This is a genomic window from Monashia sp. NPDC004114 (assembly GCF_053603855.1).
Genome location: NZ_JBSGGK010000020.1, coordinates 39584 through 58445 on the forward strand (window position 1 = coordinate 39584; position 18862 = coordinate 58445).

Annotated in this window: 17 protein-coding genes; 15 read left to right on the plus strand and 2 right to left on the minus strand. The window is 70.8% G+C overall.

What is annotated here, in order from left to right; all coding sequences use genetic code 11:
* Window positions 1-13: 13 nt before the first annotated feature.
* Window positions 14-448 (minus strand): metallopeptidase family protein, encoded by a 435-nt coding sequence (locus ACWEOW_RS20910; protein WP_452271173.1) that lies wholly within the window; start codon window positions 446-448, stop codon window positions 14-16.
* A gap of 160 nt (window positions 449-608) precedes the next feature.
* On the opposite strand from ACWEOW_RS20910, the gene ACWEOW_RS20915 reads away from it, so the two are divergent.
* From ACWEOW_RS20915 to ahcY, 7 genes are all read left to right on the plus strand, one after another.
* Window positions 609-1028, plus strand: a complete 420-nt coding sequence (locus tag ACWEOW_RS20915; RefSeq protein WP_452271174.1) for a DUF3499 domain-containing protein — start codon at window positions 609-611, stop codon at window positions 1026-1028.
* Window positions 1029-1045: 17 nt separating this feature from the next.
* Entirely contained in the window at window positions 1046-2551 is a 1506-nt protein-coding gene (locus ACWEOW_RS20920; protein ID WP_452271175.1) for a phosphomannomutase/phosphoglucomutase, read from the plus strand.
* Complete coding sequence (locus tag ACWEOW_RS20925) at window positions 2548-2754, plus strand: Trm112 family protein (protein ID WP_452271176.1); 207 nt, start codon at window positions 2548-2550, stop codon at window positions 2752-2754. The genes ACWEOW_RS20920 and ACWEOW_RS20925 overlap by 4 nt, the downstream gene beginning before the upstream one ends.
* A 12-nt stretch (window positions 2755-2766) precedes the next feature.
* Window positions 2767-3903 (plus strand): SIS domain-containing protein, encoded by a 1137-nt coding sequence (locus ACWEOW_RS20930; protein WP_452271177.1) that lies wholly within the window; start codon window positions 2767-2769, stop codon window positions 3901-3903.
* A gap of 76 nt (window positions 3904-3979) precedes the next feature.
* Complete coding sequence (locus ACWEOW_RS20935; protein WP_452271178.1) at window positions 3980-5413, plus strand: mycothione reductase; 1434 nt, start codon at window positions 3980-3982, stop codon at window positions 5411-5413.
* 90 nt (window positions 5414-5503) lie between these two features.
* Window positions 5504-6439: a DUF808 domain-containing protein gene (locus tag ACWEOW_RS20940; protein WP_452271179.1), complete on the plus strand. Its 936-nt coding sequence runs from the start codon at window positions 5504-5506 to the stop codon at window positions 6437-6439.
* Between the two features lie 138 nt (window positions 6440-6577).
* Complete coding sequence (gene ahcY, locus ACWEOW_RS20945) at window positions 6578-8014, plus strand: adenosylhomocysteinase (protein ID WP_452271180.1); 1437 nt, start codon at window positions 6578-6580, stop codon at window positions 8012-8014.
* A gap of 88 nt (window positions 8015-8102) precedes the next feature.
* On the opposite strand, the gene ACWEOW_RS20950 is transcribed toward ahcY, so the two are convergent.
* Window positions 8103-9599, minus strand: coding sequence for a hypothetical protein (locus ACWEOW_RS20950; protein WP_452271181.1), 1497 nt, complete (start codon window positions 9597-9599; stop codon window positions 8103-8105).
* 211 nt (window positions 9600-9810) lie between these two features.
* On the opposite strand from ACWEOW_RS20950, the gene ACWEOW_RS20955 reads away from it, so the two are divergent.
* The 8 genes from ACWEOW_RS20955 to ACWEOW_RS20990 all read left to right on the plus strand — a co-directional run bounded on the left by ACWEOW_RS20955 (window position 9811) and on the right by ACWEOW_RS20990 (window position 18670).
* A complete protein-coding gene (locus tag ACWEOW_RS20955) occupies window positions 9811-10332 on the plus strand; it encodes a hypothetical protein (protein ID WP_452271182.1) in 522 nt (173 codons plus the stop codon).
* Between the two features lie 146 nt (window positions 10333-10478).
* Window positions 10479-11156: an MtrAB system response regulator MtrA gene (gene mtrA / locus ACWEOW_RS20960; RefSeq protein ID WP_452271183.1), complete on the plus strand. Its 678-nt coding sequence runs from the start codon at window positions 10479-10481 to the stop codon at window positions 11154-11156.
* Window position 11157: 1 nt separating this feature from the next.
* Complete coding sequence (gene mtrB, locus ACWEOW_RS20965; RefSeq protein ID WP_452271184.1) at window positions 11158-12948, plus strand: MtrAB system histidine kinase MtrB; 1791 nt, start codon at window positions 11158-11160, stop codon at window positions 12946-12948.
* Window positions 12945-14741: a GerMN domain-containing protein gene (locus tag ACWEOW_RS20970; protein ID WP_452271185.1), complete on the plus strand. Its 1797-nt coding sequence runs from the start codon at window positions 12945-12947 to the stop codon at window positions 14739-14741. Before mtrB ends, ACWEOW_RS20970 begins: the two co-directional genes overlap by 4 nt.
* A gap of 339 nt (window positions 14742-15080) precedes the next feature.
* On the plus strand, window positions 15081-15617 hold the full coding sequence (locus tag ACWEOW_RS20975) for a ComF family protein (protein ID WP_452271186.1): 537 nt from the start codon (window positions 15081-15083) through the stop codon (window positions 15615-15617).
* A gap of 240 nt (window positions 15618-15857) precedes the next feature.
* Window positions 15858-16502 carry a ribosome hibernation-promoting factor, HPF/YfiA family gene (gene hpf / locus ACWEOW_RS20980; RefSeq protein ID WP_452271187.1) on the plus strand — a complete coding sequence of 215 codons (645 nt, stop codon included), beginning with the start codon at window positions 15858-15860 and terminating at the stop codon, window positions 16500-16502.
* A gap of 181 nt (window positions 16503-16683) precedes the next feature.
* Complete coding sequence (locus ACWEOW_RS20985) at window positions 16684-17376, plus strand: response regulator (protein ID WP_452271188.1); 693 nt, start codon at window positions 16684-16686, stop codon at window positions 17374-17376.
* 112 nt (window positions 17377-17488) lie between these two features.
* Window positions 17489-18670, plus strand: a complete 1182-nt coding sequence (locus tag ACWEOW_RS20990) for a winged helix-turn-helix domain-containing protein (protein WP_452271223.1) — start codon at window positions 17489-17491, stop codon at window positions 18668-18670.
* Window positions 18671-18862: the final 192 nt, after the last annotated feature.

Here is an 18862-nt window from a genome sequence, read left to right on the forward strand (position 1 = left end):
GCCCGAACCAGGACTACTCGCCGAAGCCGGGATCCAGCTCCTCGGGGGAGACGCCGAGGAGGCCGGCCACCTGCTCGGTCACGATGTCGGCGACGAGCGCGGCCACGTCCCGCCGGTCGCTGACCCTGGTCTCGACCGGCCGGCGGTAGACGACGATGCGGGCCGGCCGGGACCCGGTGGCCGGGTAGAGGCGCCCGAGGGGCACCTCGCGGTGGTCCCACGGCGCCGGGCCACGAGGCACATCCTCGACCGCGAACTCCACTGCGGGGAAAGCGCGCCCGCAGGTGGCCTCGAGCCGAGCAGCCGCATCGAGGACGAAGTCGTCGAACTCGTCGCGTCTCGAGGTCATGGCCGGGACCGGCGGCCAGGCCAGGGGTCCGCGAAGGCCCCGGCCGTGCCGGTCGCGACGGTGTCCGCGACCCTGGATCTCGATCTCGGAGGTGCCCACGGCACCACTCTAGATCGCACCCGGAGCTGCGCGGACGCAGACGAGGCGAGGCCGACGGGAGCGTCCGCGGGACGCCAGCTGCCGCTCGTAGCACTCAGATCGTGCGGGCGTGCGGCGTGGTGCAACGTCGCTGTCGGAGGTGCCGACTAGAGTCCCGGTCGTGGGTCTGACACGTGGGTGCTCGAAGACGGGATGTGCCCGTCCCGCCGTTGCGACACTCACCTACGCGTATGCCGACCGAGCAGTCGTCGTCGGGCCGCTCGCGACCTATGCCGAGCCCCACACCTACGACCTGTGCCTCGAGCACGCCGAGCGCATGACCGCCCCGCGTGGCTGGGACGTCGTCCGGGTCGGCGGTGACTTCCCCGAGCCCGCGCTGGCAGATGACGACCTGCTCGCGCTGGCCGACGCCGTTCGTGAGGCCGGACGGCCGCGGACGCCCCGGCCCGCAGACACCGCCCCGTCCCAGGCTCGCGCCAGCGGACATCCGAGCGCTCGCGGCCAGGTGGCCGCGGAGGCGGAGTCGGGGGTCGTCGAGGCCGGGCGGCGGGGGCACCTGCGAATCCTGCGCGACTCCTGACCACTAGGGTGGGCGTCGTGCCCCACCTCACCGACTTCGTCAAGGCCTACGACGTACGTGGGATCGTTCCCGACCAGCTCTCCCCTGAGGTGGCGTACGCGATCGGTGCCTCGTTCGCCGAGGTCGTGGCCATCCCCGACGGCGCTTCGGGCGTCGTGATCGGGCACGACATGCGGCCGAGCTCGCCTGAGCTCTCCAGCGCGTTCGCTGCCGGAGTGACGTCACGGGGCGTTGACGTGACCCACATCGGGCTCTGTTCCACCGACGGCCTCTACTACGCCAGCGGCGCCCTCGGCCTGCCTGGCGCGATGTTCACCGCGAGCCACAACCCGGCCCAGTACAACGGCATCAAGCTCTGCCGTTCGGCTGCGCGTCCGGTCGGCCAGGACTCCGGGCTCGTCGAGATCCGGGACCTCGCGCAGTGGATGCTCGACGGCGGCAGCGGTCTCGCAGCGCCCGCGGACGGGCCCGGCTCGGTCACCACGCGCGACCTGCTCGCCGACTACGCCGGCTTCCTGCGCGGGCTCGTCGACCTGTCCTCGTCGCGACCGCTCAAGGTCGTCGTCGACGCCGGCAACGGCATGGGCGGCCACACGGTCCCGGCCGTCCTCGGCACGTCGGCCGGTCTGCCCGAGCTGCCACTCGAGATCGTCCCCCTCTACTTCGAGCTGGACGGCACCTTCCCGAACCACGAGGCCAACCCGCTCGACCCGGCGAACCTCGTGGACCTGCAGGCTGCGGTCAAGCGGCACCGGGCCGACATCGGGCTCGCGTTCGACGGCGACGCCGACCGGTGCTTCGTCGTCGACGCGAACGGCGAGCCCGTCTCGCCGAGCGCGATCACCGGCCTCGTCGCCGTCCGCGAGATCGCCAGGGCGAGGGACGGAGGAGACATAGAGGTGTCCATCGTCCACAACGTCATCTCCAGCAGGGCCGTCCGCGAGATCGTCGTCGAGGCGGACGCGACGGCCGTGCGCACCAGGGTCGGCCACTCGTTCATCAAGGCCGAGATGGCCAGAGCCGGGGCCGTCTTCGGCGGTGAGCACTCCGCCCACTACTACTTCCGCGACTTCTGGTTCGCGGACACCGGGATGCTCGCGGCGATGCATGTCCTTGCGGCCCTGGGTGAGCAGGCCGCGCCGCTTGCGGAGATCACCGACAGCTATGAGCGCTACGTCGCGTCCGGCGAGATCAACTCCACCGTCGCGGACCAGGGGGCCGTCGTCGAGCAGGTCCGGGCCTGGGCCCAGGTGCGTGGCGCCGGCACCGACGAGCTCGACGGCCTCACGGTGAGCTGTCCCGAGGGGCAGGAGCCGATGTGGTGGTTCAACGTCCGGGCCTCCAACACCGAGCCGCTGCTGCGGCTCAACGTCGAGGCGGGCGACCGTGAGACGATGGAGCGCGTCCGCGACGAGCTGCTCGGCCTGATCAGGTCGGACGACGTGACGATTGAGACGCCGGATCCCCCGGAGACGCCCGAGACCGGGCGCACCACCGCTCCAGATGCAGGAGATGCCTCGTGAGCCAGAGCCAGAAGACCGTCGAGCCGTGGCTTCGGGCGATCCTGCGTTGCCCGAAGTGCAAGGGCGAGCTGACTGACGCCGTGCACACCAGCGGTGCCACCTCGATCGCCGAGCTCCGTTGCCCCACCTGCCTTCTCGCCTATCCCATCGAGTCCGGCGTGCCGGTGCTCCTGACCGACCTGGCCCGCCACTTCGAAGCCTGAGTCCGTCGACCGATGTTCGACGAGACCCGCCTCGACGACGAAGGCGCGATCGGCTCTCTCGACCGCAGTGACACGTTGCGGGCCCTCGCGGGCGCCGGTGCGCAGGTCCGGCGGTCCATCGTCGCGGCGGGGGAGGCCGGGCTCGAGCGGTTGCGCGAGATGGAGCCTCGTGGGGTCGTCGTGGCGGCCGCGGGAGGCTCCGCTGCGGTCGCCGAGCTGTTCGAGGCCGTGTCACGCGGGGCGTCGGCCAAACCGGTCCAGAGCTGCTCCTCGGGCCCGCTGCCCGGGTGGGTCGGCACGCTCGATGTCGTCATCGCCGTGTCGCAGTCCGGCCGTGCCGCCGGGACCTTGGCGCTCGCGGCAGAGGCGGCCCGCAGGGGCGCCTTCCTGGTGACTATCGGCGCCTCCGACTCACCCCTGGCCGACGTCAGCGCGAGAGCACGCGGCGTCCACGTGCCCATCGATGCGACGGGGTCCTCGTCCCGCACCTCGATGTGGGCACAGGCCACCCCGGCCCTGATCGCCGCCGATGCGATGGGCCTGGCCCCGGTGAGCCTCGACACGATGTCGGCCGTCGCCGACGTGCTCGACCGGTGCGCGGCCGACGCGCGGCCGAGCTCCGAGTCGTTCGTCAACCCCGCGAAGGTGCTCGCCACCGAGGTCGCCGAGTCGGCCCCGATCATCCTCGGCGACGGGCCCTTCGGCGAGGTCGCGGCACGACGGGCCGCGGCGATGTTCGGCCGGACCGGTCGGGTTCCCGTGGCGTTCGGGGCACTTCCGGATGCGGCGAGCCAGATCGTCGCCTGCTTCGACGGCCCCCTCGCCGGAGGCGACGGTGCGCCGGATGCCACCGACATCTTTGCCGACCCCTACCTCGACGGGCCGACCCGGCCACCGCTGCGGCTGATCATGCTGCGCGACGCGTCGGACGGCGCCGAGCGGCAGCTCACCGACACCGTCGTGTCTGTCGCCGAGGATGCAGGCGTGCGGGTCTCGCTCGTCGACGCGCCGGCCACGGACCCGCTGCTGCGCCTCGCGCACCATGTAGCCCTCACCGACTTCGCGGCGACGTACCTGGCCCTGGGTCTGGGGTACGACCCCGCGACATCTCCTCACGTCCGGCTGCTGCGCGGCGCTCGCGACGGCTGACCCTTCTGGCTGTCCCGGCACCCCGCCCAGGCGCGTCCGCGGCCCGGCCAGGGCGCGTCCCCGTAGGCTGCCCAGCGTGACGCAGCACTTCGACCTCGCGATCATCGGGAGCGGCTCCGGAAACTCGCTCGTCACGCGCGACTTCACGGACCGACGGGTCGCCGTCGTCGAAGAGGGAACCTTCGGTGGCACCTGCCTCAACCGGGGGTGCATCCCGAGCAAGATGTTCGTGTATGCCGCCGACATCGCCTCGCACGTCCGTGACGCCGGGCGGTACGGCGTGGACGCGACCCTCGACGGGGTTCGCTGGCGCGATATCAGGGACCGCGTGTTCGGCCGGATCGACCCGATCTCCGAGAGCGGCCGGCGGTATCGGGTCGACGGCCGCAACACCACGGCATACCTCGGCCATGCGCGGTTCACCGGCGACCGGCGGCTGACCGTCGACCTCGACGACGGAGCGGAGACGATCACCGCCGACCAGGTGGTCGTCGCCGCTGGGGCCCACCCGAACGTCCCCGACGTCGTCAGCGAGTCCGGCGTGCCCTTCCACACGTCGGACACGATCATGCGCATCGACGAGGTGCCTGCGCGTCTGGCGATCATCGGCGGCGGCTACATCGCCGCGGAGATGGCACACATCTTCTCGGCGTTCGGGTCGCATGTGACGATCCTGGCCCGTGGACCGCTGCTGCTTCGCCACCTCGACGACGACCTCTCGACCACCTTCACCGACCTCGCGCGTGGGCGGTGGGACGTGCGCACGAGCACAGACGTGGTCGGGGTCGAACGACGTGGCGACGGGATCCGCTTGCACCTCGTGTCGGCCCCCGACGACGGGGACGGCGATTCCGTCCTCGACGCGGACCTGCTCCTCGTGGCAACCGGGCGGTCGCCGAACACGGCCGACCTCGGGACCGAGGCGGGCGGCATCCGCCTGCATGACGACGGGCGTGTCGCGGTCGACGCGTACGGACGGACGTCCGCCCCCGGAGTGTGGGCCCTCGGCGACGTCAGCTCGCCGCACCAGCTCAAGCACGTCGCGAACGCCGAGGCGCGCGCCATCGCCCACAACCTCGTCCACCCCGAGGACCTCATGCCGCTGCCCCGCACCCACGTGCCGGCGGGGATCTTCAGCCACCCGCAGATCGCGACCGTCGGGCTCACCGAGCAGGACTGCCGCGACCTCGGGCGTCGGCACGTGACGTACGTCCAGAAGTACGGCGACACGGCATACGGCTGGGCGATGGAGGACACCACGAGCATCTGCAAGGTCGTCGCCGACCCGGCCACTGGGGAGCTCCTCGGCGCGCACCTGCTCGGGCCCGACGCCACGACCCTCATCCAGCCGCTGGTACAGGCGATGGCGTTCGGCACCCATGTGCGCGACGTCGCCCGCGGCCAGTTCTGGATCCACCCCGCGCTCGCGGAGGTCGCCGAGAACGCGCTGCTCGGGCTTGATCTCGACGAGAATGCCGGTGGCGCAGGGGAGTTCGTGTCACCGGGCTGATCCGCACCTGCCGACGGGAGGGCCCGCAGTCCTCCCAGCCGTGCTGAGATGCGTTCCTGGGAGCGGGCTGCGTGGCCATAGGCTGTCCGCATGGCAGGTGGACTGGTAGCGCTGCTCGACGACGTCGCCGCTCTCGTCAAGCTCGCGGCAGCATCGGTCGACGACGTCGGCGCCGCCGCTGCGCGGGCGAGCGTCAAGGCCACCGGGGTCGTGGTGGACGACACCGCCGTGACCCCGCGGTACGTCCAGGGTCTGTCGCCCGAACGAGAAGTGCCGATCATCAAGAAGATCGCGTTCGGCTCGTTGCGCAACAAGCTGGTCTTCATCCTGCCCGCGGCCATGCTGCTCAGCCAGTTCGTGCCATGGCTGCTCACCCCCATCCTCATGATCGGTGGTGCCTACCTCTGCTACGAGGGCGCCGAGAAGGTGTGGGAGGCCGTCTCCGGCCACCACGAGGAGGACGGCGAGGGGGTCGAGGCCGTCGACGAGGACAAGGTCGTCAGCGGCGCGATCCGGACCGACTTCATCCTGTCCGCCGAGATCATGGTCATTGCGCTGAACGAGGTCGAGGACGAGCCGTTCCTGTCGCGGCTGATCATCCTGGTGATCGTCGCGCTGCTCATCACGGCACTCGTCTACGGCGTCGTCGCGCTCATCGTGAAGATGGACGACTTCGGCCTGCGGCTCGCGGCCCGCGAGTCCGGTGCCTCCCAGCGGGTCGGGCGCGGTCTGGTCAAGGCCATGCCGGTGCTGCTCCAGGTGCTGTCGACGGTCGGCATCGCGGCGATGCTCTGGGTCGGTGGTCATATCCTGCTCGCCGGTGTCGACGAGCTCGGCTGGCACTGGCTGTACGACCAGGTCCACCACCTCGAAGAGGCGGTGTCCGGCGTTGCCGGCGTCGGCGGGCTGCTGGCCTGGCTCGTCAACACCCTGGCCTCGGCCCTGATCGGTCTCGTCGTCGGCGCTGTCATCGTGGCCGTGCTGCACGTCCTGCCCCGCCGCAAGACGCCCTCCTCCGCGCACTGACGCCACCGGACTCGCCCGGAAACCTCGGGTGGCCGACCTCGCTAGACTGGTGCACCGCCGGCGTGGGTGATGACCCGCCAGATGAGCCCAGAGGGGCGCGCCGGGTCTGCACACCGACCATCGACAGGAAGATCACCCATGTCCTTCGACCACAAGGTTGCCGACCTGAGCCTCGCCGAGGCAGGCCGCCACCAGCTCCGACTCGCCGAGCACGAGATGCCCGGCCTCATGGCGATCCGCGCCGAGTATGCCGACGCCCAGCCCCTCAAGGGCGCCCGCATCGCCGGGTCGCTGCACATGACCGTCCAGACTGCGGTCCTCATCGAGACGCTCACCGCGCTCGGCGCCGAGGTCCGCTGGGCCTCCTGCAACATCTACTCCACGCAGGACGAGGCGGCCGCAGCTGCCGTCGTCGGCCCCAACGGGACGCCCGAGGACCCCCAGGGCGTGCCGGTCTTCGCCTGGAAGGGCGAGACCCTGCCGGAGTACTGGTGGTGCACCGACCAGATCCTCACCTGGCCCGGTGGCGAGGGCCCGAACATGATCCTCGACGACGGCGGCGACGCCACGATGCTCGTCCACAAGGGTGCCGAGTGGGAGAAGGCCGGGCAGGTTCCCGCCACGACCGAGGACGACTCGGAGGAGTTCGGCGTCTTCAAGGAGCTCGTGCGCCAGACGATGGCGGCCGACCCGCAGAAGTGGACGGCCATCTCGACCGGCATCAAGGGCGTGACCGAGGAGACGACGACCGGCGTGCACCGGCTCTACGAGCTGGCGCGCACCGGTGACCTGCTGTTCCCGGCCATCAATGTCAACGACGCGGTGACCAAGAGCAAGTTCGACAACAAGTACGGCTGCCGCCACTCGCTCATCGACGGCCTCAACCGCGCCACCGACGTCCTCATCGGCGGCAAGGTCGCCGTCGTGTGCGGCTACGGCGACGTCGGCAAGGGCTGCGCCCAGTCGCTCGCCGGCCAGGGTGCGCGCGTCGTGGTGACCGAGGTCGACCCGATCTGCGCGCTGCAGGCCGCGATGGAGGGATATCAGGTCGCCCGCCTCGAGGACGTCGTCGAGACCGCCGACATCTTCATCACGACCACCGGCTGCTACGACGTCATCCGCGCCGAGGACATGGAGCGGATGAAGGACAAGGCGATCGTGGCCAACATCGGCCACTTCGACAACGAGATCGACATGGCCGGACTGGCGCGGGTGCCCGGCGTCACCAAGACCCAGATCAAGCCGCAGGTCCACGAGTGGACGTTCCCGTCGGGCCGCTCGATCATCATCCTGTCCGAGGGCCGGCTGATGAACCTCGGCAACGCGACGGGCCACCCGAGCTTCGTCATGAGCAACTCGTTCAGCAACCAGACGATCGCCCAGATCGAGCTGTTCACCAAGACGGCCGAGTACGACAAGCAGGTCTACACGCTGCCGAAGATCCTCGACGAGAAGGTCGCCCGTCTGCACCTCGACGCGCTCGGCGTCCGGCTCACCGAGCTGTCCAAGGGCCAGGCGGAGTACCTCGGCGTCGACGTCGCGGGCCCCTACAAGGCCGACCACTACCGCTACTGAGCGGGCCGACCCGGCCACACCAGGACGTATGCCGTCCGCCTCGCAGGCGGGCGGCATACGTCGTGCTCGGGCCCATCGGGTCTGGGCCTCAGCCGGGTGCTTTGAGCAGCAGGTAGCCCGTGCCGCGCGCGGCGACGTTCCAGTGCGCCTGAGCGGTGAGCGCCTCGGCGACGGGCAGGTTGTTCGGCACCAGGGCCCACCGGCATCCCGTCTGGGTCAGGTACTTCTGCCAGCCGGGCACGGCGGCCTGGAAGTCGACATATGACTGCAGGTGCTGGACGGAGTACACCTCGACGCGGCCGTCGATGGCCGGGCGCACGTTCGGGTGCTTCCAGATCAACCAGCCGCCGACGGTGTAGTCGTTGCAGAGGACGGTGCCGGCAGGCAGCGCGGCGATCGGCGTGTCCAGGTCGTTCGCGCCCAGCGCAGGCTCGGCTCCGCGCATCGTCGCCACGAACCCGGCAACGGCCAGCGCTGCGGCGGCCAGCGACAGGGTGAGGAACACCTCACGGCGCCGCACCGGCTCCGGCGCGGCCGGCAGCACACCTTGCAACGCCATGGCGGTGACCGGGGCCGCGATGGCGGCGCCCACGGCGATGGTCCGGACGTAGAGCAGTGCGAAGCCGACGGCGAGGCCGAGCAGGAGGATCTCGGTCCAGGACGGTCGGCGCGGCGACCGGACCCAGACGAGCAGGGCCACCCCGGCCAGCACCAGGAAACCGACGAAGCCGATGTCGGTCAGCGACGGCGAGCGCCACTCGCTGATGAACTGCGCGTACCCGCGGACCGCCCACGGTGCGGTAAGCAGCTCTGGCCCGACGGGTGTGAGGGCCGCGACGGCAAGGGATCCCAACGGCAGCACCGCGAGCCGCAGCCACGCGCGACCGCGGACCGTCCTGTCCAGGAACAGGCCGACCAGCGCAACCACCCCCACAGCCACGCCGACGAACCACATTCCGTGGCTGCACGCCCACACCCAGGTGAGGGGGATGAGCCACCACCGCGGCCGCCGGTCCTTCCGCGTGCGCAGCCAGGCGCCCGCGGTGACGGCTGTCAGCGCGAAGGTCACCAGCTGCGGGCGCAGCGACATGCTGGCGCTCATGGCGAGCATTGCCACGAGCATGACGACGGCAGTGACGAGGAGGCCGGCGTGTCGCCGGAGGACGGCCCACAGCGTCAGAGCGATCGCGGCGGCGCCGAGCGGGAGCAGCCACGAGACGCCTGCGAGGCCGACCGCCTGCTGGACCACGCTCATGAGCAGCTCCGGCAGCCACTCGTGCATGCGCCACGGCAGGGTCGACATCGTGCTCCACGGGTCCGGCCCGCTGAACGTCCACGTCTCGCGCAGCCGGTCTCCGGCGGCGAGGTGCCAGAACGTGTCCGGGTCGCTGACCGGACGCATCACCTGCAGGACCACGATGACCGTGGCCACTCCGGGCAGGAACTGCAGGAGGCGCAGGGGCAGGACCCCCAACCGCGCCCGTGTCTGGGCGGTCCCCGCGTCGAGGGCCGCCGCGGACGACGAGTCGACTGCTGCGGCCGTGGGCGGCTCTGCCGCTGCGGTGTCGGTCGCGTCACTCGTCACCGGGCGATCATCCCCGCTCGGCAGGATGAGCGGGAGAGTTCGGGCGGATTGCCCGGTCATCCGTGCTGGGTCGCGCGGTCCCGACCGTCCAGGTCGGGTTGCGCCGGCAACTACGCGTACCGGACACATCAGGCCGTGCAAGGATTGGGGTCCTGATCCGCCACCGACCGCCACCGACCGCCCCGACCGCCACCGACAGGGACCTCCCTCCATGAAGAAGCTCATGACCGGTGCACTGGCACTGGCCATCTCGATCTCGCTCGCCGCCTGCTCCAAGACCGCGACCAACGAGCCGTCCACCTCATCCACGGACACGACCACCACATCGGCGTCGACGGACGCGAGCGGCGGCACGACGTCCGACACCTCCACGGCCCCTGCCACGGGGGCGCCGGTCGACCAGTCGACGCCAGAGCTGGCGATGACATCGTGGCTCAATGCCATGGTCGGAGGCGACGCCGGCAACGTATGCCGTCTGATGGCCATCAAGGGCAAGACGATCGAGAGCATCCCGGGGGCCGCGAACGCCTGCGCCTCGAAGATCGAGCCGATGCTCGCCCAGATCAAGCAGCTCGGCGGGGCCTTCGAGGGCCTGTCGATCAAGGGCGCGACGGTCAACGGCAACAGCGCCACCTTCGAGAGCGTCACCACCGAGCCGCCGATGGCCGCCGACGTCGTCGCAACCTTCAAGGCGGTCAAGGTGGGCGGCAAGTGGTACATCACCGAGGGCTGAGGCGCCACCACAGGTCGACGTGAGGGCTGCGGGAACCGACCCGCGCCCCTGGGCGTTTGTGCGTGGACGGGTCACACGGCATACCTGTGTGATGATTTGCTGAGGAAGCAGGGGAGCGTGCACACGGTCCCAGGAAGGAGTGTGTCGTGAAGGGTCGGGTTCTGGTCGTCGACGACGACCTCGCACTCGCCGAGATGCTCGGGATCGTGCTGCGCAACGAGGGGCTCGAGGTGACCCATGTCGCCGACGGCTCCGAGGCCGTCGCGACGTTCCGCGACTCCCGTCCCGACCTCGTCCTGCTGGACGTCATGCTTCCTGGGCTGGACGGCATGGAGGTATGCCGTCGCATCCGTGCCGAGAGTGGCGTGCCGATCGTCATGCTCACCGCCCGGACGGACACGGTCGACGTCGTCGTCGGCCTCGAGTCCGGCGCGGACGACTACGTCGTCAAGCCGTTCAAGCCGCAGGAGCTCATCGCGCGGGTGCGCGCCCGGCTGCGTCGCGGCGACGAGCCCGCGCCCGAGAAGCTCTCCATCGGCGACCTCGAGATCGACGTCGCCGGGCACTCGGTCAAGCGCGACGGCCAGTCGCTGTCGCTGACGCCGCTCGAGTTCGACCTGCTCGTCGCGCTCGCGCGCAAGCCGTGGCAGGTGTTCACCCGCGAGGTGCTGCTGGAGCAGGTCTGGGGCTACCGCCACGCCGGCGACACGCGCCTGGTCAACGTCCACGTCCAGCGCCTGCGCTCGAAGATCGAGCACGACCCGGAGCGCCCCGAGATCGTCGTGACGGTGCGCGGTGTCGGCTACAAGGCCGGTCCCTCCTGACATGAGCGAGCGGACCGGCGCCGGAGCACTCGGAGGCCTGGTCTCACGGGTCGGCGGAGGCCTGCGCTCGCTCTGGAACCGCACGCTCCACCTGTGGCGCTCCTCGCTCGGCTTCCGCGTCGTCGTCGTGACGATGCTGCTCGGGGTTCTGGTCCTCACGGCCGTCGGCACGTACCTCTACGGGTCGATCGCCCAGGGCCTCGTCGACAGCCGGCAGCGCATCGCCGCCGAGGACAGCCTGAGCGATGCCACGGCCATCCAGGGCGCGTTCGACACGACGGACCAGAACAAGACGCAGGAGCAGCTGAAGCAGTTCGCGACGGACCTGGTCAAGAAGTACAGCCGCAACGCGGACAACGAGACGCGGTATGTCGTGCTCTCGAGGCTGGACGGCAACACCAGCCAGCTCATCCTCCCGCTCATCGAGAGCGGCAGCGTCGGGATGCGGTTCATTCCCGACGAGCTGCGCAAGCAGGTGGCGGCCCAGCCTGACCGGCAGCACCTGCAGGTGGCCACCATCGAGGAGGGCAACGACTCGATCTCGGCCGTCATCGTGGGCCAGCGCATCGCCACCCAGGTCGCGGGCGACTATGGCCTCTACTTCATCTACCCGATGAACCGCGAGCGCGAGATCATCTCGCTCATCGGGCAGACCTTCCTGTTCGGCGGCGCGGCGCTGATCCTGCTCGTCGGGGCCATCGCGTTCGTCGTCACCCGCCTCGTGGCCGACCCCGTGCGTCGGGCGGCGATCGTCGCCGAGAAGTTCGCCGAGGGCAACCTCAACGAGCGGATGCGCGCCAAGGGCGAGGACGACCTGGCCCGGCTCGGCAACTCGTTCAACGCGATGGCGGCCTCGATCCAGCAGCAGATCGCCCAGCTGGAGAACCTGTCTCGCGTCCAGCAGCGGTTCGTCTCCGACGTGTCCCACGAGCTGCGCACGCCGCTGACGACGATCCGCATGGCCGGCGACCTGATCCACGACTCCCGCGGTGACTTCGAGCCGACCGTGGCCCGCTCGGCCGAGCTGCTCCGCGGCGAGCTCGACCGGTTCGAGGAGCTGCTCAGCGACCTGCTCGAGATCTCCCGGTTCGACGCCGGGGCCGCCGTGCTCGACGTCGAGGCCGGCGACCTGCGGGCCTCGGTCGACCGTGCCGTCGACGCGCACCGCACGCTCGCTGCCCGCAAGGGCACCTCCCTGGTGCTCAACATGCCCTCCCTGCCGGTGGTCGCGGACATGGACTCCCGGCGCATCGAGCGGATCCTTCGCAACCTGGTGTCCAACGCGATCGAGCACGGCGAGGGGCGGCCCGTCGAGGTCACCGTCGGGGCGAACGACACGGCGGTGGCGGTCACGGTCCGCGACCACGGCGTGGGTCTCCGCCCGGGCGAGGCGGCCCTGGTGTTCACGCGCTTCTGGCGGGCCGACCCCGCGCGGGCTCGGACGACGGGCGGCACGGGCCTCGGCCTCGCGATCGCCCTGGAGGACGCCCGTCTGCACGCCGGGCGGCTCGAGGCCTGGGGCGCGCTGGGGGAGGGCTCGTGCTTCCGGCTGACCCTGCCACGACGGGCCGAGTCCACCATCACCAGCTCCCCGCTGCCGCTGAGCCCGCTGGCGGCCGAGGCTGCGCGCGCTCGCCTCGCCAGGGAGCGTCCTGCCGGATCGCGGCCAGGCGGCGGCACGCACGAAGCCGACTCCTCCGAGGCCCGGGGCGCCGCCGCTGACGCGCTTGCGCCGGCGGCCGACGACGACACCCTCCGGCTCCGCCGGATCACCGTGGAGCGTGCGCCGTGAGGCGCCGGGCTGCCGCCGCCCTCGTCGCGATGCTCGCGGCGCTGGCGCTGTCGTCCTGTGGAGGCCTGCCCAGCACCGGCCCCGTCACCGAGGGACGGATGCTCGGCGAGGTGCTCAACCCCCGAGTGCGCGTGTCGGCATCGGGCCCGGTGGACGGCGCGAGCAAGGCGGCGATCGTCCGCGGCTTCCTGGCGGCAGCAGAAGACACTGACGACACCCATCAGACCGGGAAGCTCTTCCTCGCTTCCCAGTCGGTCGACCTGTGGCGCTGGTCGAGCCAGGAGGTCGTCATCTACAGCGGTGAGGTCAGCGTCCGCGAGCTCGGCCACGGAAAGGTCGAGGTGTCCGCCCGGGAGGTGGGGCGCCTCACCACGGACGGCCGCTACGTCGAGATGCGCGCCGGCACCACGGCGAAGGTCACGTTCGGGATGACCAAGGTCGGCGGCGAGTGGCGAATCGAGCTGCCGCCCTCGGGCTTCGGCATGTGGCTCGACAGCGACCAGTTCGACCGCGTGTACATCAACCAGGACCTCTACTACGTCACCAAGACCGGTCGAGACCTCGTGCCGGACTCGCGATGGTTCCCCGCCGGCCCGCGCCTGGCCACGACGATCGCCCGAGCGCAGCTCGACGATGTGCCTGGCTACCTGGCCGGAGCCGTCGTCACGGGTGTCCCGACAGGGACCCGCCTCGCGGTCGACGCCGTCCCGGTGGACAACGGCCTGGCCACGGTCAGTCTCTCCGCGACAGCCCTGTCGGCAGACCCGGACGGGCGCACCAAGATGCTGGCGCAGCTGACGGCGGCGCTGTCCCAGGTGCAGGGCGTGACCTCGGTGTCGCTCGCGGTCGACAACACGACCCTCGAGCTGCCCGACGGGGTGACCCGCGTGTCATCGGCCGCCGACCTCGGGTACGCCACGGTGCCCCGCCTCACGGTCGACACGGCCCTGCTGCGGCAGGGCGACACGATCGCGCGCATGGACCCCAGGTTCACCCCGGAGACCTCTACGACCTCACGCAAGCCCGATCTGCAGCGCCGCGACACCGACGTCGCCCGCATCCCCAACAGCTGGGGAAAGCTGGCGCTGTCGGTCGACTCCAAGCAGATCGCTGCCGTGCTCAACGACGGCTCGCGACTGTCGTTGTGGCGGGCCAACGCCGAGCCCCGCTTCGTGGAGGGCTTCGCCACGTCGATGACTCGTCCCGCCTTCGACTCGACCGGCTACCTGTGGATCGCGGGTGCCGATCGCCCGGGCGCCGACCGCATGTACATCCTCGACTCAGTCTCCAGCGACCCGTCCGTTGCGCCCAAGGCCGTGTCCGCGCCATGGCTGGCGAACCGCCGGGTGCTCGCCCTCAGCGTCGCAGCAGACGCCACGCGTCTGCTCGTCGTCTCCAGTGACCGCAACGGGATGGACATCCAGCTCAGCCTGACGGGCATCGTCCGGTCGGCCAACGGCGAGCCCACGGCACTCGCGCCACCCCTGCGGGAGGCACCTGCGCTCGTGAACATCCAGGACGTCACGTGGATCGACACCACGACGTATGCCGTGCTGGGCCAGCCTGCGGCGACCGACCCCATGCGGCCGTGGCTGGGCACCCTCGGCGCCGGCCTGGACGGCATACGCGAGGGTGGCCAGCTGACGGCGGTGCCCGGCGCGACGACGATCATGACCGTCGGCGGTCCGCGAGGGCTGCTCATCGTGACCAGCGACAGCCGGGTGCTGGCGCGCACCGGCTCGACCTGGCAGAAGATCAAGAGCGGCACCGACGTCCTCGTCCCGGGCGGCTAGCGTCCACATCCCCGGCCTCGCCGAGGTATGCCGTCCACAGGCGCGTGTGGCTCCGCCCCGTCGCGGGATGCGGTGCCCTTCGATGGAGCGATGGGAGGACCAGGACCGGCGTCGAGTTCGTTGGGTCGGCTGCGCACGCTCGGCTCGGCTCTGCTCGACCTCGTGCTTCCGGCGGAGTGTGGGGGATGCCACCGGGCCGGACCGAAGTGGTGTGCCCGGTGTGACCGGGCGCTGGGGTCCCTGGCCTTCGAGCCACGGGCGGGCCCTGGAGGCGACGTGGCCCACCGTGTGGTTCCTCGGCCGTCGCCGAGAGGCCTTCCCCCGGTCCACGCCTGGGGTGTGTTCGCGGACCCGCTGCGCTCCGCGGTGTCGGCGTGGAAGGACGCCGGCCGCCGCGACCTCGGGAGAGTGCTCGCGCCGCGGCTGGCCACCGCTCTGCTGGGTGCGGCGGGCGCGGCCGGGTGGGTGAAGGGTCCGGTTCTGGTGGTCCCGGCACCCTCCTCGCGGCGTTCGGTGCGGGCCCGCGGCGACGCACCGCTCATAGGCCTCTGCGCGGCCGCGGTGAGCATCTGTCGCGACACGCCGGGCGCGGGGGTCGGAACGTCCCTCGAGGTGTCGCCAGCCCTGGTCCATGTGCGTACGGTGCGGGACCAGTCTGGTCTCGACACGAGTCAGCGACGGGCCAACCTCAGTGGCGCTATGGGAGTGAAACCCCTGTGGCACAACGTGGTTCGCGGTCGACGGTGCATCGTGGTCGATGACGTGGTCACCACCGGAGCGACCATGGCCGAAGCGGCACGGGCACTGCGGAGCGCTGGGGCGGCAGACGTCGTCGGTGCCACGATCGCGGCCACGCAGCGCTCCGGAGCGAGCTGAACCGGCGACGCGTTGTGATGTTTATCCGGCTTCCGCCGATGCCTTCCCAGCGGACGCAGCACCGAAGTACTGTCGGAGACACAGACCCCCGTCCTACGACGTGGCCAGCAGGTCGCTCCTCGGGGCGTGATCGAGCGGAAGGGGTGGTGCCGAGCTGACAGGTGGGCCTGTCTACCAAGTCGGGCCCCGGACCACCACACTGCGCCGCACGAAGAAGACGTGCGCGATCAAGGAGGAACCGTGGAGATCGTCGTCACTGGACGTCACGTCCAGATCCCCGACCGATTCCGTGAGCTGCTCGAAGAGCGCTTGGCCAAGGTGCCGGCACTCGCGCCCAAGGTGCACCGCATCGATGTCGTCGTCACCCACGAGAAGGTGTCTCGCGGGTCGGGGTCAGAGAAGGTGGAGATCACCTGCTACGCGAAGGGCCCGGTCATCCGGGCCGAGGCCAGCCTCAACGACAAGTACGCCGCCCTCGATGCCGCGGTCGACAAGCTCATGGAACGCCTCAGGCGGATGCACGACAAGCGGCGGGTGAGCCGCGGACGACGAATCCCGGAGTCGGTCGCACAGGCGACCGCGCGTGTGGCGGTCGCGAGCAACGGCTCGGCGCCCAGTGAGCCCGACACCGGCGAGGGCCGGGTCGATGACCTCGACCGGTTCGGGGCCCTCGGCAACTCGCCGATCGAGGTCCGCGAGAAGATCCACACGGCCACACCGATGACCCTCGAGGACGCGGTCAACCAGATGGAGCTCGTGGGCCACGACTTCTTCCTGTTCCACGACGCCGACACGGACCGCCCGAGCGTGGTCTACCGGCGCCGCGGCTGGAGCTACGGCGTGCTCTACCTCGAGACCGACGCGGAGGTCGCCGCCACCGGCTGACCTCTGCTCCCGTGAGCCCGACGGGGCGCCACCGGCACACGCCGGTGGCGCCCCGTCGTCGTCGCCGGGAGGCGGATGTGGCCGCTACGGCTGACGGGCCTGGCGGCATACGGGAACCTATGCCGTCGAAACGACCAGGCTACGCGCGTGCGATGTCGGCGTTCTTTGCCAAGATAAGACGGTGAACCCGCCCCCCGACGTCATCCGTGTCCTCATCGTCGACGACCACGCGCTCTACCGCCGCGGCCTGCAGACGGTGCTGGCCACCGAGGAGGGCATCGAGGTCGTGGGCGAGGCAGCAGACGGCGTCGAGGCCGTGGACCAGGCCGAGGAGACCATGCCCGATGTCATCGTCATGGATGTCGGGATGCCGAAGCGCGGCGGGATCGACGCCTGCCGCGTCATCAAGCAGCGCGTGCCGTCGGTCCGGATCCTCATGCTGACCAGCTCCGACGACGAGGCCAACCTGTTCGAGGCGGTCCGCGCCGGCGCGAACGGGTACCTCCTCAAGGACGTCCCACCCGAGGAGGTCGCCACGGGCATCCGTGGGGTCTTCCACGGCCAGTCGCTGCTGTCGCCGATGATGGCCTCCAAGCTGCTGACCGAGTTCGCGCAGATCAGCCAGCGAGCGGAGGCGACCGAGCCGGACCCCTCGCCCGGGCTGGAGCTGCCCCGGCTGACCGAGCGCGAGCTCGGCATCCTCAAGGAGGTTGCCCGCGGCAAGCTCAACCGTGAGATCGCGGCCGACCTGTTCATCTCCGAGAACACCGTGCGCAACCACATCCGCAACATCCTGGACAAGCTCCAGATGCACTCGCGCATGGAGGCGGCGATGTATGCCGTCCGCCAGCGGCTCATCGACATCGGGGAGTGAGCGCGTGAGCCTCACGCCGGCGGCGGAAGCCATGACGACGCGCCCGAGCGGTGCCGCTCCCACCCCCACCACCAACGGGTCTGCCCACAGCGCGGGCACCCCGACGCGCCCCATGACCCGCGCACAGGCCAGGCGCGTCGCGATCGCCGCGCAGGGTTTCCTCGACCCACGCCCCGCGCCCTTCGCCGCGACCATGCGCCACGTGCAGCGCGTCATCGACCGCGTCGGCGTCATCCAGATCGACAGCGTCAACGTCCTCACCCGCAGCCAGTACCTCCCGCTGTTCTCGCGGCTCGGCCCGTACGACACCGCGCTGCTCGACCGTGCCCGCGACCGAGCCCCCCGGCGCCTCGTCGAGTACTGGGCACACGAGGCGAGCCTCATCCCGCCCACGACCTGGCCCCTGCTCGACCACCGGATGCGCGTGGCGGCCGAGAAGGCGTGGGGCTCGATGCGGCGGGTCCTGGCCGAGCGACCGGACTTCGTCGACCTGGTCCAGGCCGAGGTCGAGGCCCGCGGGCCGATGACAGCGCGCGAGGTCGAGGTCGCACTCGAGCACGACCAGCCGCGCCGAAACGACAACTGGGGCTGGAACTGGTCGGAGGTGAAGCAGGCGCTGGAGTACCTCTTCTGGGCTGGACGGATCAGCTCCGCGGGTCGCACCACCCAGTTCGAGCGTCGGTATGCCGCTCTGGCGGCCACAGCGCCGGCCCCCCTGCGCGACGCCTGGACCCACCGGCCAGGGGCCGAGGCCGACCCGGACCGCTACGTCGAGCTGGTCCGCATCGCTTCGCGGGCCCACGGGATCGGCACCGAGCTGTGCCTCGCCGACTACTTCCGGATCAAGCGTGAGGACGCCCGTCCCGCGATCGCCCGGCTCGTCGCGGAGGGCGAGCTCATCCCCGTCACCGTCCCCGGCTGGCGGCCGGCTTGGCTGCATGCGGAGGCCAGGGTGCCCCGCCGGGTGCACGCTGAGGCGCTGCTCAGCCCGTTCGACTCGCTGGTCTGGCAGCGCGAGCGGATCCACGACCTGTGGGACTTCTACTACCGCATCGAGATCTACACCCCGGCACACAAGCGGGTGCACGGGTACTACGTGCTGCCCTTCCTGTTCGGCGACGCCCTGGTGGCCCGGTGTGACCTCAAGGCTGACCGGGCCGCCGGGACCCTGCGTTGCTTGAAGGTGACCTGGGAGCCGGCTGTCCCGGCCGAGGCGCGGGCCGCGCTGATGCGCAACCTCGAGTCCCTGGCGCACTGGCTCGGGCTCGAGAACGTCGATGCCCAGCTGGAGTGACGAAACCGTCCCAGAGGCCGGGGAAGCTGCCCGAACCCGACAGGGGAGTGGCCGTGGAACCCGCGGGCGAGCCGGTGCGTTGGTCCCAGAGTCGGGTTGCCGGATAGCCTAGGCGGGACCCCGTGAGTCAGCACGGGCGATGGCGCCCGCCCACGTAGTCCGTACGACGCGGGATCCACACGTTCAGTCGGG